Source organism: Novosphingobium sp. SG751A (assembly GCF_013149295.1).
Lineage (GTDB): Bacteria > Pseudomonadota > Alphaproteobacteria > Sphingomonadales > Sphingomonadaceae > Novosphingobium.
The window spans coordinates 1-24073 of sequence record NZ_JABGCB010000035.1 but is presented as its reverse complement, the minus strand read 5'-3'; the positions used below and the strand labels follow the sequence as shown (position 1 = coordinate 24073).

The window sequence follows — 24073 nt, the reverse complement described above, 5'->3', positions numbered from 1 at the left end:
GCATAATGCTGCATCCAGAGGCCGGACAGACGAGAGCACCTGACTACGTGCCAGATCTCATTTAACGCTTGCTTCTTTTGGGGCGTCCACAGACGTCCTTCCCGGCGCCGCCTCCGAACGGCGATATTTGGTCGACACCCCCCATTAACGGGATTGCAAAGGGCCCCCGCCCTTTGCCCGCCGGAGGCCCCCTTCCCCCTTTAAAAAAATCGCGCAGCGAAAACCCCCTCCCCACACACCGCGCATAAAAGTTCCCACAATGTTCTGTCCTACACGTATCCCGGTTTGCTATCCGTGACATCCCCCTGCGCTGGGGCGGGGGGGGGGGCGATGGAGGCTTTATGGGCTGTACGTGTGGGGGCGGTGTGGCGCGCGGGGTGGTGCATTGCGACAGCGTGCGGCCGGGGCGGCGGACGAGCCGGGTGGCGTTTCGGGGGGAGGCGCTGGTGGAGGGCGATCCGTTGCTGGGGTTTGCGCCTTATTTGCATAAACAACCGCGGCGCAATTCGATCACGCCGGATCGGCAGCGGGCGTTTATTGCGGCGCTGGCGGCCAGCGGGATTGTGACGCAGGCGGCGCGCAGCATTGGGGCCAGTCTGGAGGCTTTGTACAAGATCCGCAATGCGTCCGGCGCGGAGGGGTTTGCCGCCGCGTGGGAGGAGGCGGTGGATCGCGGCATGGCGCGGTTGGAGGATTGCGCGCTGGAGCGAGCGATTGAGGGCGAGGAGCGGTTTGTGGTGCGCGGCGGCGAGGTGGTGGCGCGGTGGCGGCGGTATGACACGCCTTTGCTGATGTTCCTGCTGCGCAACCGACGGCGGGGGCGGTATGACGCCTATGGTTTGCGCGGGGGTGAGCGCCCGCTGAGCGCGGCGGAGGAGCGGGCGCGGGCGATGGAGGAGGAGCGCGAGGCCGAGGAGATCCTTGACGGCATCAACATGAAGTTGGAGCGGATGCGCGAGCGTTGGCTGGCGGCCAAGGCGGCGCGTGAGGAGGATGAGGCGCAGGACGCGCTGGCCGGCGATGGAGGGGCGGGCGATGACGGCGCGGTGGGGGTGCCCGATGGGGATGTGTGTCCCGGCCCCGTCGAGGAGGAAGGCGCGCCCGGGATCCGCCATTTTCCCGATTTGCTGCGTGAGGGCTATCCGATGACGGGCACGCCCGCAAGGCCGGTGACGCGCGCGCCGCGCCGCCCGATGACGCCGGAGGAGGAGGACGCCCGCCGTTGGATGAGCGATCTGGACAGCGGGCGGATGGGGCCAAAGGCGCGGGGCGAAACCTTGCCCCCGCCCGATGGACAGGCACGCCAAGACCCATGACGCCGGTTTGCCCGCGCCCGACCAGCACGTAAGCAGTTCTTCCTTTGGGGAAAGCGGGCGCTGCGGGTCTGTTTTACTCGCTCAACCAATCGGCTGTGATCTCGCCCCTATGGCCCTCGGGCGCCAGCGCGGCGCGCAGGGCTTCCAGCAGAGGCGGCAGGGCCTGTGTGAAGGCGTAGGGCGGATTGACGATAAACAGGCCCGCGCCGTTATAGATGCCGGGCTGATCTCTATCGTACAGCCAATGCTCCACGCTGAGAAATTTCGGGATGCCGAGCCTGCGCAACTTGTGCTTCCACTGCGCATGCGTGGGGCGCTCCTTCAGCGGATACCAGATCACCGTCACACCATGCGCCCATTTGCGGTGAGCGGCGGCCAGCGTAGCCGTGATACGTGCGCGTTCGTCCGTCTGCTCATACGGCGGGTCGACCACCACCACGCCGCGCGGGGTGCGGGGCGGCACCATCGCCAGCCAAAGCTCGTAGGCGTCACGTTCATGCACGGCAGCGGATGTGCCGCGCATGACGCCGCGCAGGGCATAGGCGTCCTCGGGATGTTTTTCGTTGAGGATCAGGACATCCTGCGGACGCAGAAGCTGCGCCAGAAACCGCGGCGAACCGGGATAGAGGCGCGGCCCATCCCCCACATCCACCCCGACATTCACCGCCTGTACGGCGGCGCGATAATCGTCCAGCAAGGGGTTCAGGTCAGCAAAGGCCCGCAGTACGCCCTGCGTGGACTCGCCGGTGCGTTGGGCCTGGTCGCCGTGAAGGTCGTACAGCCCGCAGCCGGCATGGGTGTCGATCAGGGTCAGTGCACCCTCTTTTTGCTGCAAGGCCCGCACGAGGGCGATCAGCAGGCTGTGCTTCACGACATCGGCGCTATTGCCTGCATGGAAGGAATGGCGATAATTCATTGTGATTCAAAATCCTGATGATCTGCCTTTATACGAGCTGCTGGGCGCGGAAGCCGAGCGCGACGCGGCTGAAGCAACGAATCCGGCGCTCATATAGAGTCGCGCGGAAACCTTCAAAGCACTTCTGCGTGAGGCCTCAAGCCCGCGTTTGCCATCATCACCAGAGGCGTAAGACGCAAAGCTCCGGGCGCATGGGAATGTTCGATCATCGAGGGAGCGCGCGCACCGAGGTGCCCGGTTCGGGATAGCCATGCCTGCGGGTTGGCCTTATGAGGCGGTCTTCCTCCCCCGGATGAAAGGTGTTGATCGTGCTGGATAACCCGATGGCGATTGTCTGCGCGGTGTTGGCCGTGGTGGTGTCGGGCATGGCCAAGGGGGGTTTTGCCGGGCTTGGCGGGCTGGCGATGCCGATCATGGTGCTGGCCAATGCGCCGGTGGAGAGCGCGGCGGTAATGCTGCCGATCCTGATCGTACAGGATGCAGTCAGCGTATGGTCGTTCCGGCGGCACTGGTCGGGGGCGGTGCTGAAAGTGATGATGCCGGGGATGACGCTGGGCGTGGCGTTGGGCTGGCTGTTTTCGCGCAGCGTCAGCGAAAAGGCGGTGTTGCTGGCGGTGGGCGTGGTGTCGCTGTTGTTCGGGGTGCAGCGCATGTGGAACGAGCGCGGCGGGCGCAGCGCCCTGCCTTCGAATTCGCCGGGGTGGGTGGGCCTATTGTTCGGCACATTCTCCGGCTTTGTCAGCCATATCGCCCATGCGGGCGCGCCGCCGTTTCAGATGTATGTGCTGCCCAAGCGGCTGGAGCGCGATGTGCTGGTGGGTACGACGGCGATTGCCTTTGCCTATATGAACTGGATCAAGGTGCCCGCCTATATGGCACTGGGCCAATTTACGCGGGCCAATCTGGTGCATTCGGCCATGCTGATGCCGCTGGCGCTGCTCAGCACATGGGCGGGGGTCTGGGTGGTACGGCGGGTGGATGCGGCGCGCTTCTATCGGATCATCTATGCGATGATGATCGTGGTGGGGCTGAAGCTGATGTGGGACGGGATCGGTTGAATTATCGCGGGTGACGTGAGGCCAGCGCGATGCCGGCGAGGTTTTGCTGGCGCTTGATCCAGCGGATGCGGGCCGGGCGACGGTTTTCGACAAGCGCGGCAAAAGTGGCGGCATGGCCCTGCTCACGGGCGCCGTCGCGCATCGCCCGATTGGCGTGGTCAACCACCTCCAGCGCATCGCCGATCAGTTCGACATGCTCCAAGCCCAGCGTCTGCGACAGTTTCACCGCCTCAATCAGCGCGAGCCATTCGGCATCCTGATTGTTGCCATGGCCAAGGTAGAACCAGTGGACATGGCCACGGATGACCACGGCGGCTTCGATGGCGCCGGGGTTGGGGCGGCAGCCGCCGTCGAAGAAGATCTTGATGCGGGGGTGGGTCAAGTTGAGGTGCCTCCGGCGGGCAAAGGGACTGGTCCCTTTGCAATCCCGTTAATGGGGTGGTGCAGGATTTGCGGCCTAGCAGCAAAAGGCGATGGTTTCAAAAGCCTGCGGCGTGGTGGACTTGCGCTGATCGGCGCCGCAGGCTTTAAAAACATAAGCACACCGCCGCCTGTCCGGCGCATAAAGTATCGGGATTGCAAAGGGACCAGTCCCTTTGCCCGCCGGAGGCACACCCCCTTACACCAACCTCACCACCTCCACCCCCGGCAAAACCCCCGCCCCCGGCTGCGCGGCCCAATCGCGGTGAGTCAGGATCGAACCATCCGCCCGCCAATCCGCCACGCGGGCCGGATCGACCCGAGCATAAACCCATTGCGCCGCACCTTCCTCGCCCAGCGCCAATACGCCATCGGCGGGCATGTCGGCCCCGGCCGCGGGTTTGGCATCGGGCGGGCCATAGAGCCCCGCCGCGCCCCGGTTGATATCCACAGCGCTCGACCATGGCGCATCCCCCACCGTGGGCGATTGCAGGACAAAACATTGGTTTTCCAGCGCGCGGGCCTGCGCGCCGATGCGCACGCGCCAATAGCCGTGCAGGCTGTCGGTGCAGGAGGGCGCGAGGATGAGGTCCGCCCCGGCCTGCGCCAGCGCGCGGGCCAGCAGCGGAAACTCGCTGTCATAGCAGATGGTGATCCCGATCCGCCCCAGCGCCGTGTCGAACAGTCGCAGCCCTCCCCCGATGGTTCCGGCGGGGGAAACGCCCCATTGTTCGGCCTCGAAACGGGTCATCATGATCTTGTCCTGATGGCTCATCGCCCCCGAAGGAGCAAAGAAGCGCGCCCGGTTGACGTAATGATCCCCCACCCGACAAGGCGCGCTGGCCGCCAGAATATAGACGCCGTGCTCACGCGCCAGATCGGCATGCAGCGCGTCCACCCGAGGCAGCAGGTCCGACACCACGCCAAGACCGGCGTGCAGGTCCGACTTGCGCGCAGGATCAAGCGCGGCCAATTCCATCGCGCCATATTCGGGAAAGACCAGCAAGGCTGCCCCTTGCCCCGCCGCTTCGCCCACCCATCGGCGCAGTTTGGCCTCATAGGCGGCCCAATCGGCCAGATCATCAATCGGATATTGCGCGATTGCCGCCAAAAAAGGGGCGGCCTGAAAGGAAGCAGTCATGCCCCGAATGTGCGAAGGCATGGGCGAGGCGGCAAGGAAGAAAAACTTGGGTGGGATGGGAAGATAAAGACGATGCCTCCGGCGGGCGAAGGGCGGCAGCCCTTTGCAGTCCCGTTAATGAAGTGGGGTTGGCAATATGACGTCAAAAACCATGATTCAAACGTCTGCGGCGCGACGAATTTGCGCTGATCGACACTGCGGGCTGTAAAAATTGACCCTGATACAAAGACGCCCATATTGCACAACAAAGACAGTGAAGAGATTGCAAAGGGATAAGCGCGCTTGTCCGTCCTAGGCAAGCCTAAATCCCTACCCTGTACTTCCCCATAACCCCAACCATCTTGACGTATGCTGGTAACAGTGAGACCATCTGCTTCAAATAAAGGGGGCATTTATGGCGAAATCCATTCTGTTCTTTGCCGATGGCACATGGCAGGGCGCCGATGGCGGCAGCAAGTCCAATGTGTTGACCCTGTTTCAGGCGCTGGAGGGCGGGAACACGCTGGGCGGCCCGCGCGATGATGAACAGGAGAAGGCTTTTGCCGGGTCCGATGATGCGCCCCCGCATGTCGCCAAATATATTCACGGCGTGGGCGATGGCGGCAATTGGTGGAGCAATCTGGTGGGCGGGGCCTTTGGCGCGGGGCTCATCTTTCGCGTGCTGCGCGGCTATACGTTCATCAGCCGCCAGTATGAGCCGGGCGACCGGATCTATCTGATCGGCTTCAGCCGCGGGGCCTATACGGTGCGCGCGCTGGGTGGGCTGATCGCGCGGATGGGGTTGCTCGACTGGGCCGGACTGGGGCTAGAAAACACGCCCAACAATGCGCTGGGCCACCGCTATGCCAGCGCGGCATGGCACAATTACATGGTCCTGCGAAAATCCGAAGAGCCGCCCGCCGGTCTGTTCGGCGCCTTGCAGGCGATGATCGCCGAGGGCGACGATCAGGCCCGCGATGCCGGCGAACTGACCCCGCGTTATATGGCCGATGTCACCATCGACACGATTGCCGTGTGGGACACGGTGGGCGCGCTGGGCATTCCCAAGCCGGTTTTGATGAGCAAGGCGCGCCACGATTATCTCAAATTCGTCGACAACAAGCTGAGCGACAAGGTCCGCCACGGCCTGCATGCCGTGGCCATCGACGAGCGGCGGCGTGATTTCACCCCCACCCTGTGGGCCCCTCGCGATGGGGTGGTGCAATGCCTGTTTGCGGGGGCCCATGCCGATGTCGGCGGCGGCTATGAGGAGCGCGGCGACAATGCCGCACTGGCCGCCGTCACGCTGCACTGGATGGCCGCGCAACTGGGGCTGAACGACGGCACGCGTCCGGGCTTGCGCTTTACGCTGGGCGCTCTGAACGAGCGCGCCCATCTGGGGCCGAGCCACCGGCCATGGGACCGGCCTGCCTATTGGCTGCGGCAAAAGAATGACCGCGAATTGCCGTGTAAGGACCCGGTGATGGATTGCACCCACTTACCCTATGCGCCCGAGGTCAAGGCGCGGCTGGGGCAGCAGGTGATGGTGGTTTCCGATGGCTGGTTCGGGCGCAGGACCATCACCTATCAGCCCGGCCCGCTGGCCACGGGGGGTTATTTCAACACCGCGCCATGATGCAAAAGCGGAGGATTACTCAGGGCCAACTCAACCTGATTTTAAGCATCTTATAACATAAGCTTGTTAGTTGGCCCTATGTTTGCATCGCTCTCCGCCCGCATCTATGCCCTTGGCGCCCTTGTTTTGCTGGCGCTGGCCTCCTTTGCGGCCATTCTGGTCGATTCCTCACGGCAGGCGGGCGAGGCCGTGCAATGGGCCAACCATTCCTCGACCGTTATCGAAACCACGCAAATTGCGCTCAACCAGTTGCGCTCGGCTGAATCGGGCACGCGCGGCTATATCCTGACCCGCTCGCCCGCCTTTGCCGCCTCGTTTGACGAAGCGGTGAGCAACGCCGATCTGAATATCGGTCGTGTCGTGGCGATGACGCGCGACAACCCGGCCCAGTACAGCCGCGCCCAGGAATTGGCCAAACTCGTCAAGGATCGCTGCGAAATGCTGCGGCAATCGGTCGATCTGGGCCGCCGCGACGATTTCCCAAAAGCGCAGGCCAAGATCGCCAATGGGCAGGGCCGCGAATTGATGGATGCCGTTCTGGTGCGCACGCGCAACTTTCTGGACAATGAGCGCGCCCTTCAATCCAGCCGTACCGAGGCGGTGAACGAGCGCCTGCGCTGGACCGAGGGGCTGACGTTGGGGGGCGCGGGGCTGGTGGCCTTGCTGGTGGCGATCGGCTTCCTGCTGCTGATCCGCGGCATCGACCGTCCGCTGGCCGCCGTGCTGCGGGTGATGACCGATCTGGGCAATGGCCAGCGTTCGGCGCGGATCGGCGAGGCGATGGGATCGCGCGAATTTTCCGAACTGGCCCAAAGTTATAATGCCATGGCCGACCAGTTGGAGCGCGCGGTGGCCGATCAGGTGTCGAGCGAGACGCAATTGCAGGAGGCCAATGCCGAATTGCAGCGCAACAGCGAAACGCTGCGCCAGCGCGGCGGGGTGATCGAGATGCTGGGCGGGATGGCCCACCGGATGCAGGCGGCCCGCACCGATGATGAACTGGCCCAGATCATCCGCGTTTTCGTGCCCCGCGTGCTGCCCGGCATTCCGGGCGCGCTCTATGCCCATAACAATTCGCGCAATCTGTTGATCCCGATTGCCGGATGGGGTGGGATGGAGGCCGACAGGGAAGGCTTTGCCCCCGAGCAATGCTGGGCGCTGCGCCGGGGCCAGAGCCACTTTCTGCGCGAAGTGGGCAGCGATATCGTGTGCAGCCACGCCGATCCTGACGAGATCTATCACTGCGAACCGCTGCTGGCGGGCGGCGAAGTGATCGGTGTCCTCTATCTGCATGGCACGGTCGAGAATGAAACGCGCTTTCGCCTGACGGTGCTGGCAGAAAATATCGCCTCGGCGCTGGTCAACCATCGCCTGCAGCGCTCGTTGCGCGAACAAACGATCCGCGACCCGCTGACCGGCCTGTTCAACCGGCGCTATATGGAAGAAACGCTGACGCTGGAAATCGCCCGTGCCAGCCGTTCGGGCGTGCCATTAAGCGTGGTGATGTGCGATATCGACCACTTCAAGCGCTTCAACGACGAATTCGGCCATGATGCGGGCGACGCCGTATTGCAGGCCGTGGCGGCGGAATTGAAAAAGCAGTTCCGCAGCGGCGATGTCATTTGCCGTTTCGGCGGCGAGGAATTCACCATCATCGCGCCCGGCACCACCGCGCAGGTTCTGCACGACCGCGTCGAACAGGTGCGCCACGCCGTGGGCGAAATCAACGTCCGCCAGAAAGGCCGCACGCTGGGCCTGATCAGCATGTCCTTCGGCATCGCCAGTTGGGCCGCAGGCATGGACGCCAATGGCGAGGCGTTGATTCAGGCCGCCGACGTCGCGCTCTATCAAGCCAAGCGCGAGGGGCGCAATCGGGTGATTGTGAACGGGACGGTAGGCTAAAAATTTGCCTCCTGCGGGCAAAGGGGACTCGCCACTGAAGAGGTAGAGGCTCGGGACAAGTAGAAATTGCGCTGCGACTGGCTATGGCCGCAACGCACCCGTGCCCGGACAGGCTCCTTTTTCCCGTGAAGCGGCATAACTGCCATCTGCCCCCGATTATCGAAATTTCAGATGCCCGCGCCATTGACCGCCGATGGCAAAACCAAAACACCCGCAAACGCAAAAAGGGCGGCCCCATAGGAGCCGCCCTTCCTGTTCAGTCGGAAGATCCGACCGGCGAACTGCGAAATCTTACTTGATTTCGACGGTGCCGCCGGCTTCCTCGATCTTCTTCTTGATGTCTTCGGCTTCAGCCTTCGACACGCCTTCCTTGACGGCCTTGGGAGCGCCTTCAACGAGGGCCTTGGCTTCGGTCAGGCCCAGGTTGGTGATGGCGCGGACTTCCTTGATCACCTGGATCTTCTTGCCGCCGTCGCCGGTCAGGATGACGTCGAATTCGGTCTTTTCTTCAACCGCAGCAGCAGCTTCGCCACCAGCGGCGGGAGCAGCAACAGCAACAGCGGCAGCAGCCGAAACGCCCCAGGCTTCTTCCAGAGCCTTGGCGAGGTCAGCGGCTTCCAGAACGGTCAGAGCCGACAGGTCTTCAACGAGCTTGGCGATATCAGCCATGATAATTACTCCAATGTTGTTTACCGGGCGGCGGATCCGCCAAACCCGGATAAATAGGGTTCAAAAGTCTTACCTGCACAGAGATGGACGGGCCGGGGCCCGACGCAAATCTTACGCAGCGTCCTTGTCGGCATAGGCCTGGAACACGCGGGCCAGCTTGGCCGCCGGAGCGGTCGTGAGCTGAGCCAGCTTGGTGGCAGGTGCCTGAACAAGGCCGATAAGCTTGGCGCGCAGTTCGTCGAGCGAGGGCATCGAGGCCAGAGCCTTAACACCATCGGCGTCGAGAACGACGTTACCCAGCGACCCGCCGACGATCTCGATCTTGTCGGTCGTCTTGGCGAAGTCCACCACAGCCTTGGCAGCGGCAACCGGATCGACCGACCACGCAAGCGCGGTGGGGCCGGTCAGGAGGTCGCCGATACCAGCGTAATCGGTGTCCTGGGCAGCAAGCTTGGCAAGACGGTTCTTCGCAACCTTGTAGGTGGCGCCGGCTTCACGGATCTTGCCGCGCAGCACAGTCGACTGTGCCACGGTGAGGCCGAGGTTGCGGGTGACAACCACCACGCCGACCTCGTTGAAGACCGCGTTGAGCTGGGCGACCGATTCGGCTTTCTGCGAACGATCCATGCCTTACTCCTTCACAAATGGCCCATCGGCAAAAGCCTCCGGGCCGGCTACTTTGTCCATGCAGGACACGCATAAGCGCATCCGCAGGGGCGGTTGGGTCCGTGACAAAGGGAAGGAGTTGCGACAGACCGCCCCAAAGGAGCATGGCCGATAAGCCGCGATAGGGGCGCGCGCCGTTGATGACAGCGCCCATAATCTCTTTTCCCCGTCTAGGCTGGAAATTAAGTGAGGCCAATTCCCCACACCAACTGTCTCGGACGGATGAGCCTGCGGGCACGCCCGCTGACTTCCGGGGCGCCATTAGCAGATGCTGGACCGGAGTCAAGCGCCCCTTTCCTAGGGGGTTATTAACCATCGAGGCCGTAATCCTTGACGCAATGGGCGGGACGTTCCCCGCCCCGCGCATAGGGCCTGCCGCTTTGACCACGAACGCCGCCATTTCCGCCCCCGATCAGGGCCCGCTCGACCTCGCATTTGCACGCGCCAATCCGCGTGTGCTGGACCGGATCGAACAGGGGCTGATCCTCGTGCTGTGGCTGGCGCTGGTCAACCGGGTGGCCCATTCGATCAATGGCTACGCGCCGCTGGTGCTGATTTCCGAAACGGCGGTGATGGCCTTCACCCTCATCCGCCGCCCCACCCAGAACATCTCGCTGCGCCTGGGCGACTGGCTGCTGGCCATCGCGGCCACCGCCGCCCCGCTGATGATCCAGCCGGGCCTCGACATGTTCCCGATGATCGCCCCGCTGGGCATCGCGCTGGTGCTGGTGGGCAATGTAGTACAGGCGCTGGCCAAGCTCTCACTGCGCCGCAGCTTCGGCATCGCGCCGGCCAACCGCGGCGTCAAAAGCGACGGCCTCTACCGCTTCGTCCGCCACCCGATGTACGCAGGCTACCTCGCCGTCCACATCGGCATCATGATCCTCATGCCCAGCCTCCTCAACCTCACCCTCTACACCATCGGCTGGTGGGCCCAGATCTTGCGGTTGAAAGCCGAAGAAGCGTTGCTTTCCCAAGACCCCGCCTATCAGACCTTCATGGGCAAGGTGCGCTATCGGCTGGTGCCGGGGGTGTTTTAAGGGTTTGTTTGCGGGGGCTTGATGCCTCCGGCGGGAGTTGGTTGATGCCTCCGGCGGGCAAAGGGACTTGTCCCTTTGCAATCCCGTTACTGTCTTTGTTGCGCGAGATCGGCAGCGTTGTGTTCGGCGCGATAGGGCGGTTTTGAAGGCCGCTGCGCGGCGGGGGATGTCGGCTAGATTAAGGTCTAGCGAGCGCTTTATTTAACACTTACACCTGCATGCCAGTTGAAAGAGTTGTTATTTCTAAAGCGAAGATTAGACTTCGGCCATGACGCGAAATCAGATAGCTACAGCATTCGCTTCCGCCGTTGCCCTGATCATCAGCATTTACATTATCTCTAAAACCGGAGCTTATGTTTTTCTGGCAATCTTTGTGTTCGATGCACCCGGTTCGAGCCGAGATTTTCTGACGCAGATGACAGCCCTATCCTTCGTCGCTCCATTTGCCCTCGCGCTGGCAGCAGCCGTAAATTCAGCGATAAATATTGTGAATCGTTCTATAAAAATGCTAATTTTCTCCACAGTTCTAATAGTAACATCCCTTTCAATTGATAAAGCTTTTACGAATTTCCTATTAAACTCGTAACAGTTTTACAAATGCAGAATACACCTACACTACCCCTTCCCGCGAAGCGCCATAATCTCTTCGACAACACCACCCACTGTAAGCTCCCCCATTATCGGGATTGCAAAGGGCCCCCGCCCTTTGCCCGCCGGAGGCACCTTACACCTTCCAAAAACCCCCTACCGCCCCTTGCGCGCCGCGCGAAGCGCTCGCAGCGAGACTCCCGCCTCCACCCTTGGATGGAGGAACTTGGGCCGCCAAACCCGCTGGGAGAGGTAGATGCCGTTGTGGCCGGAGCAGGCGTAGGCGGCAAAACACGCCACCGCGATAGGCAGGATCGGTCCCAGCCCGAACAACTCCAGCCCCATGAGGATGCAGGCGAGCGGGGTGTTGGCGGCGCCGGCAAAGACCGCGACGAAGCCGAGGCCTGCGAAGAGATCGACCGGCCCGCCCAGCACGCCCGAGAGCGCATTGCCCAGCCCCGCGCCGATGAAGAACAGGGGCGTGACCTCGCCGCCCTTGAAGCCGGTGGACAGGGTGATAACGGTAAAGAGCATTTTGAGCGCCCAGCTCCAGCCATCAACCGGGCCGGTGAAGAAGCCGGGGATCGTGGGCGCATGGGGATCGGCCGACCACACGCCAAGGCCCAGATAGGCACGCGTGCCCAGCGCATAGGTCAGCGCGATCAGCACCAGCCCGCCGATGAAGGGCCGCGCCGGGCCATAGCGGACGTGTCGCTTGAACCACCCGCCAAGGACATGGTTCGCCTCGGCAAAGGCAAGGCTGGCAAAACCGAAGAGCGCGCCCGCGATGGCGGCCTTGAGCAGGAGCAGCCCGCTCCAGCCTCCGGCATAATGGATCACGTAAGGAGTATGGTGGATGCCCCAGGCCTGACAGGCCCAGTCGCCCGCATAGCCCGCAATCACGCAAGCCAGCAGGCCGGGCAGATGCACCCGCCCGATGGCCAGCACCTCCAGCGCAAAGACCGCGCCCGCCAGCGGTGTGCCGAACACCGCGCCAAAGCCCGCCGAAATCCCGGCCTTCAACAGGATCTGGACTCCGGCCTCGTCGATCCGCGCGATCCGCGCCGCCGCGCTGGCGATGCTGCCGCCCAGTTGCACCGCCGTGCCCTCGCGCCCGGCCGAACCGCCGAACAGATGCGTGGCCACCGTGCCGATGAACACCAGCGGCGCCATGCGCAAAGGCACGCCGCCGCCCGGCTCGTGGATCTCGTCGAGGATCAGATTGTTGCCGCCCTCCACGCTTTGCCCGACGCGATGATAGAGCCAACCGATCCCCGCCCCGCCCAGCGGCAGCAGAAACAGCAGCCACGGATGGTCGAAGCGCGCCCGTGTGACCGCATCAAGGCTCCACAGGAAGGCGGCGCATAGCGTGCCCACCACGCAGGCCATCGCCAACAAAGCCGGCAGCATAACGATCAGACGGGAGAGGATAGCGCGCATAGACCCACCTTGTTGCCAAAACAGCGAAAGGTAGGAATCATCAGCCCGAAGCCGGGCGGTTCGGCCCAAAGGCCCGGCGGAAATCCATCGCCTTGGGCGCGGCTTTGGCGCAAAGGCTGCGCGGCGTCAAGACCGCGCGCCCTTTCAACGCATCGCCTTGACGTCCTCGGCTTTCACCGCGCCTTTGAACCTGTTGCCGAAATGGGTGCGGACATAGTTGACCACGTCGGCCACTTGGCTGTCGGTCAGCATTGTGCCGATGGGCGGCATGCCGTTCAGCCCTTTGACCACCACCATCGCCGGATAAGCGCCAATTGCCAGCTTCGGATTGCCCGCCAGCGCGGGATAGCGCCCCGCACCCTCGGCCCCCTTGGCGTCCTGCATATGACAGGCGGCGCAGACGCGGGTGAATATCTGCTCGCCGCTCGCCTCGCCTAACATGCGCGCGCCAAAGGCCGCATCGCCAGCCGAAGCGGCGGCGGCGGGGCGCACCGGTACAGATGCCGGCGCCTGCGCATGGGCCACAGATGCTGCCCCCATCAGGGCCATGCTCAAGATCAGTTTTCTCATGTCTCTCACCCCGCGATAACCCGTTGATGCAGCCGCGTGATCGCGTCGATGGCCGAGGTGATGCCCCCCTCCTGCCAGCCGCCGTAATAGGAGGCATGTTCGCCCGCCAGCAGGATACGCCCGTCGAACCTGCACAGGTTCTTGTAATGCTCGGCGCGCGATGCTTCCGTCCACGAACCGAAGCAGCCCAGCGTGAAGGGCACACGGTGCCACGCCACCGAGACGCCGTTCATAAACTCAGCCCGATATTGCGGATGGATCTGCGAGCCCCATTCCAGCACCTTCTCGACGCGCTGCGCCGGGGTGCCGGCGGTCAGCTCATAGCCCGCCGCCCCGCCGACATAGCAGCCCAGCAGCACGCCCGGCCCCTTGTCGCCATAGCGCGACGAGGGATAGGAGATCTGGCTGTTGGGCAGGTCGGTATAGGTGATGCCGCCGTAGATCTGGTCATCCTGTTCCCAGAAGCGGCGCTTGAATTCCAGCCCCACCTTGACGCTGGTGCTGTAGGGCACAGCGCGGATCGCCGCGTCCAGCTCTGGGCTGACATTCATCTCGATCTGCGCCAGCACCGGCAGGGGGATCGTGCAGAGGCAATAGTCGGCAGAAGCCGTCATCGCCGCGCCGCTCTTGGTGTCCTTATAGCTGACCGTGACGCCCTTCTCGTCCTGATGGATCGCGGTCACCTTGCTGTTCTTGCGCACCATATGGCCCACGGCGCGTTCGAAGCCCTTGGCCACCTGACCCATGCCGCCAACCGGCTGGAAGATGGTGGAGAGGTGATCCCATTGCAGATTGCCGCCGATGGAGCGCCACAGGCCCGAACGCAGCAGGGTCTGAACGTCGATGGGTTCGGAAGGTTCGGGAACGGCTGAGAGGCCCCCGCCCGGCTCCTTGTCATAGCCGCGCCGCCCGCTGCTGGCCGCGCCTTTCACATAGCGCATGTTGCGGTCGAGCGCGCCCCATGAACGCAGCGCCTCAAGCAGGATCTCGCCGTCCTCCTTGCTGACCGTCTGGGCCAAGGCCCCGGCATTGACCGATTTGGCCAGCAATTCGCCGACATGGCCGTAAAAATCCGCCTGAATATGGCGATAGCGCTGAGGCTTGCCGCCGAATGCCTTGGTGTTGTGGACATAGGCGTTGTAATTGACCTGCATGAAGGGTTCGAGGCCGATGCCCAGTTCATGGCAGTAATGGATCAACCCATGGTGGTGCCATGGAATGCGCCATGGGCCGGGGTTGATGTAATTGCCCGGCGCGAACTGGCAGGTCTGGGTCGCGCCGCCCAGTTCGGTATAGGTGTCGCCGCCCTGCAAGGTCCATGAACGCCCGCCCACGCGGTCGTTATATTCCAGCACCTGCACCTTGTACCCAGCGCGCGACAGTTCGAGCGCGGCGGTCATCCCCGCCACGCCTGCGCCAAGGATCAGCACGCTGGCGCCCTTGCCACCTTCCAGCTTGGGCGGGCCTTGGAAATTGGAAGCCTTGGCCTGATCCATGCTGGACATGGCCATATACATCGCCGAAGCGCCCGCCGCCGTGCCGATCATGGACAGCAGATCGCGCTTGGTCATGGGCATGATGGGTTCGTTCATCCGCATGCCCCCTTATGCCGCCAGCGCGCGCTGGTGCAGGCGCGTGATCGCATCGAGCGAGGAGAGCAAAGCCCCCTCCATCCAGCAGCCGTAATAGGAGGCATGTTCGCCCGCCAACACGATCCGCCCGTCCATCGAGACGAGGTTCTGGTAATGGGTCGCGCGGCTCTCCTCGGTCCACATGCCGCAGCAGCCAAGTATCCACGGCATCCGGCTCCACGCCACCGAGGCGCCGTTCATGAATTCGCGGCGATATTCTTCGGGGTGGAACACGGACCCTTGCGCCAACGCGGCCTCGATGCGCTTTTCCGGCGTCATGCCCGCCAGCATATAGCCGCCCGCGCCATTGGCGAAGGCGCCCAGCAAGACGGCAGGCTTGTCCTTGAAGAAATCGTAATTGGGATAGGAAATCAGCCCGATCGCCTGATCGGTAAAGCTATGTCCGCCATAGATGGAGTATTTCTCCTCCCAGAAGCGGCTCTTCATTTCCAGACCGATCTTGACCTGGCCGCTATAGGGAATGGCCTTGATCGCGGATTTCTTGGCGTCCGAAACCTGAATGTCCAGCTGGGCCAGGATCGTGGCGGGCAGCGTGCAGACCATATAGTCCGCCGTGGCCACACCCGTCTTGCCCGTCACCGTGTCGGTCCAGGTGGCGGCCACGCCCTTGTCATCCTGCTTGATCGCGGTGACCTTGGTGTTCAGGCGCACCAGCTTGGCGATCTGTTTGTAAAACCCCTTGCCGATCATATCCATGCCGCCCTTGGGTTGGAACATGGTGGTCTGCATCACATAGTTGAAATAGAAGCTCATCTGCGTCCAGACATGGCTGGACAGGACATCGGACAGGCCGTTGATCTTGGAGGGCGTTGGCGCGCCGTTGACGCCGCCGCCCGGCGCGCGGTCATAGCCGCGGCGGCTCGACACATTCAGGTTGCTGGTGAATTTGAGATCGCCGTCCAGCGCCCCCCATTCCCGCAAAGCCGCGATCAGCTTTTCCTTGTCTTCCTTGCTGACGCTAGTGTCGAGCGCACCCGCATTGAGCGACTTGCCCAGCAGTTCGGAGACATGGCCGGTGAAGTCCACCGCCAGTTCCTTATACCGCTGCGGCTTGCCGCCAAAGGCGTCCTTGCGGTGGACCATGGCATTGTGGTTGAGCTGAATAAACGGTTCCAATTCCACACCGAAGGCCTTGCAATAATGCAGCAAGGTGCGGTGGTGATGCGGGATGCGCCACGGGCCGGGGTTGAGGTAATTGCCCGGCTGATAGGTCACATTCTGGGTCGCGCCGCCCACTTCGACGATCTTGTCGCCGCCGCGCACCGAATAATTGCGGCCGCCGGGCCGGTCCTGATATTCCAGCACCTGCACCTTATAGCCCGCCTTGGTCAGCTCATAGGCCGCCAGCATGCCCGCAAGCCCCGCGCCCAGCACCAGCACGCTGGCCCCCGCCCTTGCGCCCGAGAGCGCGGGCGGCCCGGAAAACTGCGTCTCGGCCGCATGGCCCAGCGCCGTCATCGCCTGATACATGGCAAGGCCGCCCCCCGCGCGGCCGATCATGGTGAGCAGGTCACGGCGGGTCTGGGGCGAAAGATCGCTGATCATGATGCGTCCTTTATTGCGGAAATGGTTGGCGCTTAGGCCGCCGGATTATTGCCCGCAGGCGTTGAGACAGTCGCGCTTGGGCGCGGGGCCGGTGGCCACACGCTTCACATCGGCAACGGTCACGATGTCGTGGTAATCGTTGAAATGGCCGCGCACGTAATTGACCACGGCGGCCATCTGTTCAGGGGTCAGTATCTCGGTGAACCACGGCATCCCGCCGCGCCCCTTTAAAAGCAGGGTGATCGGATAATCCTTGTCCGCCAGCTTGGCATTGCCCGCCAGCGCCGGGATCGCAGCGCCCGCGCCGCCCCCGCCCTTGGCGTCGGCCATGTGGCAGGCCTGACAGATTTCCTCGTAAACCTGTTTGCCCTCAGCCGAGATCTGGACATTGGTGGTGCCGCCTGCGGTGTCCTGCGCCGTGGCCGGAGCAAAGCCCGCAACGCCTGGCGGCAGACAGGCCGCCAAGGCCAAAAGCCAGCGGCGTTTTGCTGCACCCAACGCCTTGCCGGCGTTGCTCTTCATTGCGGCCCCCGCCGCCTCATCCTGTTTCCAAGCGCCCATGGCCGCGAATGTGCCATTTTCCGCGCCGCGTCCTATGCCGCTTATTGCGTATGGCAATAAGCGGCCCATCCTTGTTGATTAGGGGGCCATGTTGATTGGGGCTTAACCTTGGGCTGTTCAGGTTTGCGCTTGGGACAGAACGCGCCGCATCGCCTCGATGGCGCGCTGACGCTCGGCCTGCCCCTTGATATGGCTCAGCTCATCCTTTAGCGTGGCGGCAAAGGCGGCATAGTCATTCTGCCAGTCATGCCCCATCGCCTGCTGAATATCGGTGCGCCCGGTGGTCAGCCGTTTGGCGGGGGCACCGGGCGCCAGTCCATAGGTTTCGCCCAGCGCCGGGCGGATGATCGACAGCCCGGCATCCTCCTGCTGCATCAGCGCGGCCAGCGCCTCGATCCCTTCCGGCTCGCCATGCGACAGGATCAGGCTGCCCCGGACGGGCTTGCGCGCGCGGATCCATGAGGCCAGCTCGCTTTGATCGGCATGGGCCGAATAGGTGTCGATGCGGCGGATGCGGGCGTGGACCGAAACCTCATTGCCCGAAATGCGCACGCGCGGCGCGCCCTCCAGAATGACCCGGCCCAGCGATCCCGCCGCCTGAAAGCCGACAAACAGCACCGTGGATTCGCGGCGGCACAGATTATGTTTGAGATGGTGACGGATGCGCCCTGCCTCGCACATGCCGCTGGCGGCCATGATGATCGCGCCCGAAATCGTGTTGAGATGCATCGAATCGACCGGATCCTCGACATAATGCACCGAGGGGTGGCGAGCGATGTCGATGCCGTCGAGGTCCTCCAGCTCATCGGCATGGGCGGCAAAGACGCGGGTGGCCCGGCTGGCCAGCGGGCTGTCGACAAAGATCGGCACGCCGGGAATGCGGTTGGCCTCGGCCAGATGGATGATGTCGATCAGCAATTCCTGCGTGCGCTCCAGCGCAAAGACCGGGATCACCAGATTGCCCCCGCGCACCAGCGCGTCCTTGATTTCCTTCTCCAGCGCGTCGCGGCGCTGGGCAATGGTCAGATGTTCGCGGGTGCGATTGCCATAGGTGCTTTCGCAGATCACATAATCAAGATCGCAAGGCCCCTCCGCATCGGGCTGCAATTCCTTGTTTTCCGGGCCAATGTCGCCCGAACAGAGCAGACGCACGCCCCCCGCCTCGATTTCCGCCGAGGCGCTGCCCAGAATATGCCCCGCAGGCCACAGGCGCGCGCGGAAACCGGGGGCCGGTTCAAACCATGTGTCCAAAGGCACAGGCCGCGCCGCGCGCCATGCCGCCAGCCCGTCGCGTTCGGTATAGAGCGGCTGGAAATGGGCCGCGCCGCGCCGGTCGGGGCGGCGGTTGCGGCGGGTGGCGTCGCCTTCCTGAATACGCCCGGCGTCGGCCAGCATATATTCGAGCAGATCGGCCGTGGGCCGCGTGCACCAGATCGGCCCTTGCCACCCCATCGCCATCAGCCGGGGCAGCAGCCCGCAATGGTCGATATGCGCATGGGTGAGCACCACGGCGGCAATATCGGACGGGTCAAAGCCCAATTGCCCATGGTTAAGCGTTTCGAGCGTGCGGCTGCCCTGAAACAGCCCGCAATCGACAAGGATATGTTTGCCCCCATCCCCGCGCGCCAGTTCCATGCAGGAGCCGGTGACGGTCTGGGCCGCGCCGTGAAAGGTGATCGAAAGCGGGGGCTGCGCTGTCATATGTCATCCTCGGTTATGTTTTGCCAAAAAGGTTAGGCGCGAGGAACGCGCCCGGCAAGTCCGGGATGGGACGACAGATCAGCCGCGCTGTCTTTGCGCTGGATCTAAAGGCGGGATTTGGCGTGTCGTGGAGTGACAGCGATATGAAGGGAAAGGTGCCTCCGGCGGGCAAAGGGCGGGGGCCCTTTGCAATCCCGTTAATGGGTGGCCCTCGCTTCGTGGCAAAGCGACTAACCGCGAAGCGGCTTGAATTATTGCCTCTGGCGGTGAGGTGTTGCGCCTCGGTCGAACTGCGGCGCAACACGGACAGTATTGGGATTGCAAAGGGCCCCCGCCCTTTGCCCGCCGGAGGCAAAACTCCCCATCCAATCACAACCAGACCTTTACCCCCAGCACCACGCCGGCGGAGGATGCCGATTTCCCCTCGGCCCGCACATAATCGGCGGTGCGGCCCAGCGAGGAAGTCCACAGCACGCCGACATAGGGCGCGAATTGCCGCGTGAATTCATAGCGCAGCCGCGCGCCCAGCTCGAGACTGGTCAGCCCGCTGCCAAGCTCGCGGTCGGGTTGATCCTGCACCGAAAAGTTCACTTCGCCGCGCGGCTGGAGGACGAGGCGGCGGGTGATGCGCTCGTCGACGGCGGCCTCGATGCGGCCCGTCACCTCGCCGCGCTGGGAAACGAAGAGCGCGCCCTGAATGTCGAAGCGATAGGGCGAGAGGCCGTCGATGGCCAGCATGGCATGGGTGCGTTGAGGTCCGGGGCCGAAGTCCTGACGCAGGCCCCCGCGCAGGTTCCACCACGGGCCAAGCGCACGGGCATAGAGCGCCTGCACCTCGCCCTCCTTGAAGCGGCCCTTTTCGGCGCCCCTGTCCCCGCTACTATCAAAATCCCCCTCGCCCCGCGTGGCGACGACGAAGCGGTTGACGTTGCCCGTCCACGCCTCACCCTCGAAATGATAGCCCTTGTCCGGGCCGGTCACGCGCACTTCGGCAATATCGGCGCGGATCTGGCTGTAGGTCAGGTTGCCATGCTCGTTCATCATCGCCGCTTCAGCGCGGGCCATGGCGGCGGGGTCAAAGTATCGGTCGGCCAGCCGGTCATGGGCGGGGGCAGGTGCAGGGGCGCTGCCGGGGCTTTGGTCGGTGCCGGTTTCCTGCGCGTGCAGCGAGGTGGCCGAAAGGGCGAGCGCGAAGGTCAGAAAATACCGCATCCTCATGCCCCCCGCACCTTGACCACCCGCATCATGCCCATCGCCATATGCAGGAACAGGTGGCAATGCATCGGCCAGTCGCCTTCGATCGCGGTCACGTCGAAACTCACCTTTCCTCCGGGCTGGACAATAACGGTATGTTTGCGCGGGGAACGGTCGCCATGGCCGGTCACCAATTCGAAAATATGGCCGTGCAGATGGATCGGGTGGCCCATCATCGTGTCGTTAATTAATGTGATGCGCAGCCGCTCGCCGGTCGTCCATGTGACGGGGTGGTGCGCCTCGCTCATCGTCACGCCGTCAAAGGACCAGAGATAGCGGTCCATTGATCCGGTCAGATGCATCTCGATCTCGCGCTGCGGGGCGCGTGGGTCGGGGTTCTGTTCGGGCGCGACCAGATCGCGATAGGTCAGCACGCGGTGGCCGATTTTATCAAGGCCCAGACCGGGATCACCGGTGCGGTCCACCGGCATGGGCGCGATCATATCCACCCCCGGCCCCAATTTGACATCGGGCGCATTGGCCTGACTGCGCATCGACATATCCATGCCGCCCCCGCCATGCGACATATCCATGTCCATCCCCATGTCGCGCATGGTCAGCCGCACCGGCGCGCGCAAAGGCGGCACAGGCGCGGTGAGGCCCGGGCGCGGGGTCAGCGTGGCCCGCGCCATGCCCGAGCGGTCCATCGCCTCGGCCGCCACCGTATAGGCGCGGTCCTGCGGCATGATGAGCACGTCATAGGTCTCGCCCGGCCCCATCTGGAATTCATCCACCTCCACCGGCACCATCGGTTGCCCATCGGCGGCGATCACCTTCATCGCCAGATCGGGGATGCGGACGTTGAAAAACGTCATGCTGCCCGCGTTGATGAAGCGCAGGCGGGTGGGTGCGCCGGGCGTGATCGGAGCGGTGAAATTGTCGGCCATGCCGCGCCCGTTGATCAGATAGCGGAACACCTTGCCGGTCACGTCGGAAATATCGGCCGGGTCCATCCGCATCTGAGCAAATTCGAGGCGGGTTTTCAGCGGCTGATCCTTGCCCGCGATCAGTCCGGCAAGCGTTTGGGGATAGCGCGCATAATGGCCCGGATCGACTTTCAGCTTGCGCAGAATGCCGGCAGGATGAACATAGCTGTGGTCGGACAGGACCATGACGTGATCATGCGCGGGGGGCGCAGGGTCGGCTTTTGCAGGCTCGATCACAATCGAGCCATAGCAGCCCATCATCTCCTGCAGGCCCGAATGGCTGTGATACCAATAGGTGCCGTGCTGGGTGATGGCGAATTCATAGGTGAAACGGCCCAGCGCGGGGATGCCCGGAAAGGACACGCCCGGCACACCATCCATCTGAAACGGCAATTCCAGCCCGTGCCAGTGGAGCGAGGTGTCCTCGTTCAGCTCATTGATGACCGTGATGCGCAGCTTTTGTCCCTGACGCAAGCGCAGCGTCGGGCCGGGAACGGAGCCGTTGATGGCCACCGCGCGCGCCGGGCGACCGTCGATCTGAATCGTGGCCTGGCCGATTCGCAGCGTGATCTCCTCACCCGCCAGTTCGGGGACGGCGGGCATGGTCGCGGCATGGGCCACGGGAACGAATCCGGCGCATGACAAGGCCAGAGCGGCGCTGCCCTGCAACAGATGGCGGCGGTTCATCGGCGGAAAATGCATCGGCGGGTCATTCCTGCGCAAAGGGATTTACCCCTCATACGCAGGCTTTCGCACAAACCCTCACGGCTCTGTCCATAAAAGTGAAAAAATCACAGGTGCCGATCATAACCTGTAACGGTGCGACCTATTCTCATTATTATGATCGAAATTGGCCTATACATTAATTAATATTCTGTTAATATTTGAGCTGATCACCAATTCCTCGATAGCGCGCGACACGCTTTCGACACCCCCATGTCCTTCCCCATGATTTTTTGGAGACACTATGGAGCAGGTAAAATATCGGCCTCAACTCGATGGTGTGCGCGCGTTCTGTATTATATTCACAATAGCCAATCACATTGAAGGTATGCCTAAATTTATCAACGGTTCGGTCGGTGTTGACGTATTCTTTGCCTTGAGCGGCTGGCTCATCACCCACTTCCTGATTGTCGAGCAAAGAAACAGCGGGACAATTTCTCTGTCCAATTTCTATATCCGCCGAATTTTCAGGATCATGCCGCTCTATTATATAACGCTGGGCCTCTACATTGTGTCGACCCTTGCCACGCACGACCCGGTAAAACTGGCCGAAATGGTGCCGGCCTTGCCCTACATCGTGACATTCAGCAGCGAATATCGCCCCAGCACCACCGGCAACTTCTTCGGTCAGGCATGGACGCTGGGCATTGAGGAAAAATTCTACCTGATCTGGCCGGCCATCATGCTGATGCTGGGCGCGCGGCCGATACGCGCGGCCATGGCGGCCATCGCCTGCATCACGCTGCTGCTGATGCTGTCGTCTGACGTGGGCCAGATGGAGTTTCTGATGCGCGGCTATATCGGCCTTGGTCTGGGCACGGCAATGGCTGTGCTGGTCGAGCGCCGACCGGCGCTGGGCGCATGGCTGGAACGCCGGCCGGTGGGAGCTATCGCGCTGGCGCTGATGGTCCTGCCCTATCTGGGATCGGTGCTGGTGGCGCGCTGGACGATCTGGAACATCGCCATAGCCGCGCTGGCCACCCCGATGATCGCCAGCATCTGGCTGGCCCCCCATCAGTGGCTGGCGAAATTCTTCGCCACATGTGTGCTGGCATGGCTCGGCAGGCTGACCTATGCGATCTATCTGATCCACAATCTGGCCAAACATGCGGTGGTTATGATTCTTGGCAAATGGCATCTGCCGGTCACCGGATGGCCGCTGTTCCTTGCCGCCTATGCCGCCGCGATCGGTCTGGCGTGGGGGCTTCATCTGACCATTGAAAGGCCGATGATCCTGTTTGGCCGCAAACTGGCCAAAAGGGTGCAGGAACGGTTACCGATGGGCGCCCTGCCCGCTGCGGAATAATGGCCCGCAGTCGGAAATGACGCAGGGCGGCGGCCATGAAGCCGCCCCGCAACGGGCGGCAAAGCCTTCCTACCGCGCGGAAAGCTCCACTTTGCGGATCTTCGTCACGACCAGATTGAGCCTCTTGATCAGATCCTGCAAATTCTGATCAGCTCGGGTGATGGTGATGAGCCGCAATTCCCCCTCGATTTCGGCCAGTTCGACGATGCAGCCGATCAGATCGGTGCGCAAAGCAGGCAAGGCTTCACTGCCGCCGACATACTCTTCGCGATATTGCGCCGCCAGAGTCATCAACGAGCCCACGAAGGTGAGTCCCGCCGCCGCGATTTTGGCCTGCGAACTTGTATCGCCCAGCACCATTCCCAGCAGACCCAGCGAGGTAGCCGAAGTCAGCGCGCCGCTGGCATAACGAAAGCGGGCAATCGAGCGCAATCTGTCCCCGAGCCTGTCGAGGCAACGCTCGCCATCCGCGCGGGCGATACGCGCGATACGGGCCGCCTTGGCGGCATTGGCCGCTGCATTGGCGGCTTCTCCGGCGTCATCGAGCAGCCTCCCCGCCTTGAGAACCAGCGACGCGGCCATCAGAGGTTCAGGCTGTGGCTGAACAACCAGCAGGCAAAACATGAGTAGTGCGCGGGCAATGATCCTCATAACACCCCCAATTACTTCGAACTATTGTTCAAATGCGGATTTCATGCAAACCGATCCGGCAGCCTCTTTATGGAGACTATATTCCACCACATAAATTGTCCTGTTCAGCACAATACTGCGAATCTTACCGCACGACTTTAGGTAAAAACATGGTATTTTTCTTGATATGATGCAGGATCATTCAACTATAGCAGATCGCTATTAAGACACGCCGCGTTGAAACATCAGGTTCGCCGGAAGCCGCTTCAGCCCCGCCCTCAATGGGCGCAGGGGCGAGCGCAAAAAGGGCGAGCGCGGCTGCGTAAACGCATAAGGGCGGATCGCGTCCCATGTCGTGGTGTAGCTGGGGTTGAGGTGGTCACCGTGATTTTCGGATAGGTTTGGGTTGCGAAGCTCGAACCTGGAGAAACCGC

The 24073-nt window shown here is 62.8% G+C and carries 22 protein-coding genes and 1 riboswitch; of the genes, 7 read left to right on the top strand and 15 right to left on the bottom strand.

What is annotated here, in order from left to right; genetic code table 11:
* Positions 1 to 341: 341 nt before the first annotated feature.
* Complete coding sequence (locus tag FHW96_RS26035; protein WP_216651061.1) at positions 342 to 1316, top strand: hypothetical protein; 975 nt, start codon at positions 342 to 344, stop codon at positions 1314 to 1316.
* 73 nt (positions 1317 to 1389) lie between these two features.
* Here FHW96_RS26035 and FHW96_RS24645 read toward each other — a convergent pair whose 3' ends face one another.
* On the bottom strand, positions 1390 to 2232 hold the full coding sequence (locus FHW96_RS24645) for a 23S rRNA (adenine(2030)-N(6))-methyltransferase RlmJ (protein WP_172343212.1): 843 nt from the start codon (positions 2230 to 2232) through the stop codon (positions 1390 to 1392).
* A gap of 323 nt (positions 2233 to 2555) precedes the next feature.
* Here FHW96_RS24645 and FHW96_RS24640 point away from each other — a divergent pair, with 323 nt between their 5' ends.
* Complete coding sequence (locus FHW96_RS24640) at positions 2556 to 3290, top strand: sulfite exporter TauE/SafE family protein (protein ID WP_172343215.1); 735 nt, start codon at positions 2556 to 2558, stop codon at positions 3288 to 3290.
* Between the two features lies 1 nt (position 3291).
* Here the strand turns inward: FHW96_RS24640 and FHW96_RS24635 are convergent, their stop codons facing one another.
* Together FHW96_RS24635 and FHW96_RS24630 are read right to left on the bottom strand one after the other, a co-directional pair.
* Positions 3292 to 3672, bottom strand: coding sequence for a ribonuclease HI (locus FHW96_RS24635; RefSeq protein ID WP_172343211.1), 381 nt, complete (start codon positions 3670 to 3672; stop codon positions 3292 to 3294).
* Between the two features lie 237 nt (positions 3673 to 3909).
* A complete protein-coding gene (locus FHW96_RS24630) occupies positions 3910 to 4851 on the bottom strand; it encodes a carbon-nitrogen hydrolase family protein (protein ID WP_172343210.1) in 942 nt (313 codons plus the stop codon).
* Between the two features lie 394 nt (positions 4852 to 5245).
* Between FHW96_RS24630 and FHW96_RS24625 the strand changes: the two genes are divergently transcribed.
* Together FHW96_RS24625 and FHW96_RS24620 are read left to right on the top strand one after the other, a co-directional pair.
* Complete coding sequence (locus FHW96_RS24625; protein WP_172343209.1) at positions 5246 to 6466, top strand: DUF2235 domain-containing protein; 1221 nt, start codon at positions 5246 to 5248, stop codon at positions 6464 to 6466.
* Between the two features lie 78 nt (positions 6467 to 6544).
* Complete coding sequence (locus FHW96_RS24620) at positions 6545 to 8368, top strand: diguanylate cyclase (protein WP_172343208.1); 1824 nt, start codon at positions 6545 to 6547, stop codon at positions 8366 to 8368.
* 291 nt (positions 8369 to 8659) lie between these two features.
* Here FHW96_RS24620 and rplL read toward each other — a convergent pair whose 3' ends face one another.
* Positions 8660 to 9037: a 50S ribosomal protein L7/L12 gene (gene rplL, locus FHW96_RS24615; RefSeq protein WP_172343207.1), complete on the bottom strand. Its 378-nt coding sequence runs from the start codon at positions 9035 to 9037 to the stop codon at positions 8660 to 8662.
* 111 nt (positions 9038 to 9148) lie between these two features.
* Complete coding sequence (rplJ, locus tag FHW96_RS24610) at positions 9149 to 9664, bottom strand: 50S ribosomal protein L10 (protein ID WP_172343206.1); 516 nt, start codon at positions 9662 to 9664, stop codon at positions 9149 to 9151.
* Between the two features lie 419 nt (positions 9665 to 10083).
* Between rplJ and FHW96_RS24605 the strand changes: the two genes are divergently transcribed.
* Both FHW96_RS24605 and FHW96_RS24600 read left to right on the top strand, forming a co-directional pair.
* A complete protein-coding gene (locus FHW96_RS24605; protein ID WP_216651060.1) occupies positions 10084 to 10743 on the top strand; it encodes an isoprenylcysteine carboxylmethyltransferase family protein in 660 nt (219 codons plus the stop codon).
* A gap of 268 nt (positions 10744 to 11011) precedes the next feature.
* The gene (locus tag FHW96_RS24600; RefSeq protein WP_172343204.1) at positions 11012 to 11329 is read left to right on the top strand and encodes a hypothetical protein; all 318 of its coding nucleotides are present in this window, start codon (positions 11012 to 11014) and stop codon (positions 11327 to 11329) included.
* Between the two features lie 158 nt (positions 11330 to 11487).
* On the opposite strand, the gene FHW96_RS24595 is transcribed toward FHW96_RS24600, so the two are convergent.
* The 8 genes from FHW96_RS24595 to FHW96_RS24560 all read right to left on the bottom strand — a co-directional run bounded on the left by FHW96_RS24595 (position 11488) and on the right by FHW96_RS24560 (position 21667).
* The gene (locus tag FHW96_RS24595) at positions 11488 to 12771 is read right to left on the bottom strand and encodes a voltage-gated chloride channel family protein (protein ID WP_172343203.1); all 1284 of its coding nucleotides are present in this window, start codon (positions 12769 to 12771) and stop codon (positions 11488 to 11490) included.
* A 24-nt stretch (positions 12772 to 12795) separates the two neighbouring features.
* Positions 12796 to 12872: riboswitch (Fluoride riboswitch) on the bottom strand.
* 43 nt (positions 12873 to 12915) lie between these two features.
* Positions 12916 to 13341 carry a cytochrome c gene (locus FHW96_RS24590; RefSeq protein ID WP_216651059.1) on the bottom strand — a complete coding sequence of 142 codons (426 nt, stop codon included), beginning with the start codon at positions 13339 to 13341 and terminating at the stop codon, positions 12916 to 12918.
* A gap of 5 nt (positions 13342 to 13346) precedes the next feature.
* Positions 13347 to 14933 (bottom strand): flavin monoamine oxidase family protein, encoded by a 1587-nt coding sequence (locus tag FHW96_RS24585; RefSeq protein WP_172343202.1) that lies wholly within the window; start codon positions 14931 to 14933, stop codon positions 13347 to 13349.
* A gap of 12 nt (positions 14934 to 14945) precedes the next feature.
* Entirely contained in the window at positions 14946 to 16538 is a 1593-nt protein-coding gene (locus FHW96_RS24580; RefSeq protein ID WP_172343201.1) for a flavin monoamine oxidase family protein, read from the bottom strand.
* A gap of 45 nt (positions 16539 to 16583) precedes the next feature.
* The gene (locus FHW96_RS24575; RefSeq protein ID WP_172343200.1) at positions 16584 to 17060 is read right to left on the bottom strand and encodes a cytochrome c; all 477 of its coding nucleotides are present in this window, start codon (positions 17058 to 17060) and stop codon (positions 16584 to 16586) included.
* Between the two features lie 156 nt (positions 17061 to 17216).
* Positions 17217 to 18800 (bottom strand): MBL fold metallo-hydrolase, encoded by a 1584-nt coding sequence (locus FHW96_RS24570; protein ID WP_253951246.1) that lies wholly within the window; start codon positions 18798 to 18800, stop codon positions 17217 to 17219.
* A 369-nt stretch (positions 18801 to 19169) separates the two neighbouring features.
* On the bottom strand, positions 19170 to 20018 hold the full coding sequence (locus FHW96_RS24565; RefSeq protein WP_172343199.1) for a copper resistance protein B: 849 nt from the start codon (positions 20016 to 20018) through the stop codon (positions 19170 to 19172).
* The gene (locus tag FHW96_RS24560) at positions 20015 to 21667 is read right to left on the bottom strand and encodes a multicopper oxidase domain-containing protein (protein ID WP_172343198.1); all 1653 of its coding nucleotides are present in this window, start codon (positions 21665 to 21667) and stop codon (positions 20015 to 20017) included. Before FHW96_RS24560 ends, FHW96_RS24565 begins: the two co-directional genes overlap by 4 nt.
* Before the next feature lie 280 nt (positions 21668 to 21947).
* Between FHW96_RS24560 and FHW96_RS24555 the strand changes: the two genes are divergently transcribed.
* Positions 21948 to 23009 carry an acyltransferase gene (locus FHW96_RS24555; protein ID WP_172343197.1) on the top strand — a complete coding sequence of 354 codons (1062 nt, stop codon included), beginning with the start codon at positions 21948 to 21950 and terminating at the stop codon, positions 23007 to 23009.
* A 69-nt stretch (positions 23010 to 23078) separates the two neighbouring features.
* On the opposite strand, the gene FHW96_RS24550 is transcribed toward FHW96_RS24555, so the two are convergent.
* The gene (locus tag FHW96_RS24550; protein ID WP_172343196.1) at positions 23079 to 23591 is read right to left on the bottom strand and encodes a hypothetical protein; all 513 of its coding nucleotides are present in this window, start codon (positions 23589 to 23591) and stop codon (positions 23079 to 23081) included.
* A 270-nt stretch (positions 23592 to 23861) separates the two neighbouring features.
* A partial coding sequence (locus FHW96_RS26030) for a hypothetical protein (protein ID WP_216651057.1) occupies positions 23862 to 24073 on the bottom strand: 212 nt, incomplete at its 5' end.

Excerpts from the sequence above, each read along its gene's own strand:
- FHW96_RS26035 (WP_216651061.1), top strand. The coding sequence starts at position 342 with ATGGGCTGTACGTGTGGGGGCGGTGTGGCGCGCGGGGTGGTGCATTGC.
- FHW96_RS24645 (WP_172343212.1), bottom strand. The coding sequence starts at position 2,232 with ATGAATTATCGCCATTCCTTCCATGCAGGCAATAGCGCCGATGTCGTG.
- FHW96_RS24640 (WP_172343215.1), top strand. The coding sequence starts at position 2,556 with ATGGCGATTGTCTGCGCGGTGTTGGCCGTGGTGGTGTCGGGCATGGCC.
- FHW96_RS24630 (WP_172343210.1), bottom strand. The coding sequence starts at position 4,851 with ATGACTGCTTCCTTTCAGGCCGCCCCTTTTTTGGCGGCAATCGCGCAA.
- FHW96_RS24625 (WP_172343209.1), top strand. The coding sequence starts at position 5,246 with ATGGCGAAATCCATTCTGTTCTTTGCCGATGGCACATGGCAGGGCGCC.
- FHW96_RS24620 (WP_172343208.1), top strand. The coding sequence starts at position 6,545 with ATGTTTGCATCGCTCTCCGCCCGCATCTATGCCCTTGGCGCCCTTGTT.
- rplL (WP_172343207.1), bottom strand. The coding sequence starts at position 9,037 with ATGGCTGATATCGCCAAGCTCGTTGAAGACCTGTCGGCTCTGACCGTT.
- rplJ (WP_172343206.1), bottom strand. The coding sequence starts at position 9,664 with ATGGATCGTTCGCAGAAAGCCGAATCGGTCGCCCAGCTCAACGCGGTC.
- FHW96_RS24600 (WP_172343204.1), top strand. The coding sequence starts at position 11,012 with ATGACGCGAAATCAGATAGCTACAGCATTCGCTTCCGCCGTTGCCCTG.
- FHW96_RS24595 (WP_172343203.1), bottom strand. The coding sequence starts at position 12,771 with ATGCGCGCTATCCTCTCCCGTCTGATCGTTATGCTGCCGGCTTTGTTG.
- FHW96_RS24590 (WP_216651059.1), bottom strand. The coding sequence starts at position 13,341 with ATGAGAAAACTGATCTTGAGCATGGCCCTGATGGGGGCAGCATCTGTG.
- FHW96_RS24585 (WP_172343202.1), bottom strand. The coding sequence starts at position 14,933 with ATGAACGAACCCATCATGCCCATGACCAAGCGCGATCTGCTGTCCATG.
- FHW96_RS24580 (WP_172343201.1), bottom strand. The coding sequence starts at position 16,538 with ATGATCAGCGATCTTTCGCCCCAGACCCGCCGTGACCTGCTCACCATG.
- FHW96_RS24575 (WP_172343200.1), bottom strand. The coding sequence starts at position 17,060 with ATGAAGAGCAACGCCGGCAAGGCGTTGGGTGCAGCAAAACGCCGCTGG.
- FHW96_RS24570 (WP_253951246.1), bottom strand. The coding sequence starts at position 18,800 with ATGACAGCGCAGCCCCCGCTTTCGATCACCTTTCACGGCGCGGCCCAG.
- FHW96_RS24565 (WP_172343199.1), bottom strand. The coding sequence starts at position 20,018 with ATGAGGATGCGGTATTTTCTGACCTTCGCGCTCGCCCTTTCGGCCACC.
- FHW96_RS24560 (WP_172343198.1), bottom strand. The coding sequence starts at position 21,667 with ATGAACCGCCGCCATCTGTTGCAGGGCAGCGCCGCTCTGGCCTTGTCA.
- FHW96_RS24555 (WP_172343197.1), top strand. The coding sequence starts at position 21,948 with ATGGAGCAGGTAAAATATCGGCCTCAACTCGATGGTGTGCGCGCGTTC.
- FHW96_RS24550 (WP_172343196.1), bottom strand. The coding sequence starts at position 23,591 with ATGGCCGCGTCGCTGGTTCTCAAGGCGGGGAGGCTGCTCGATGACGCC.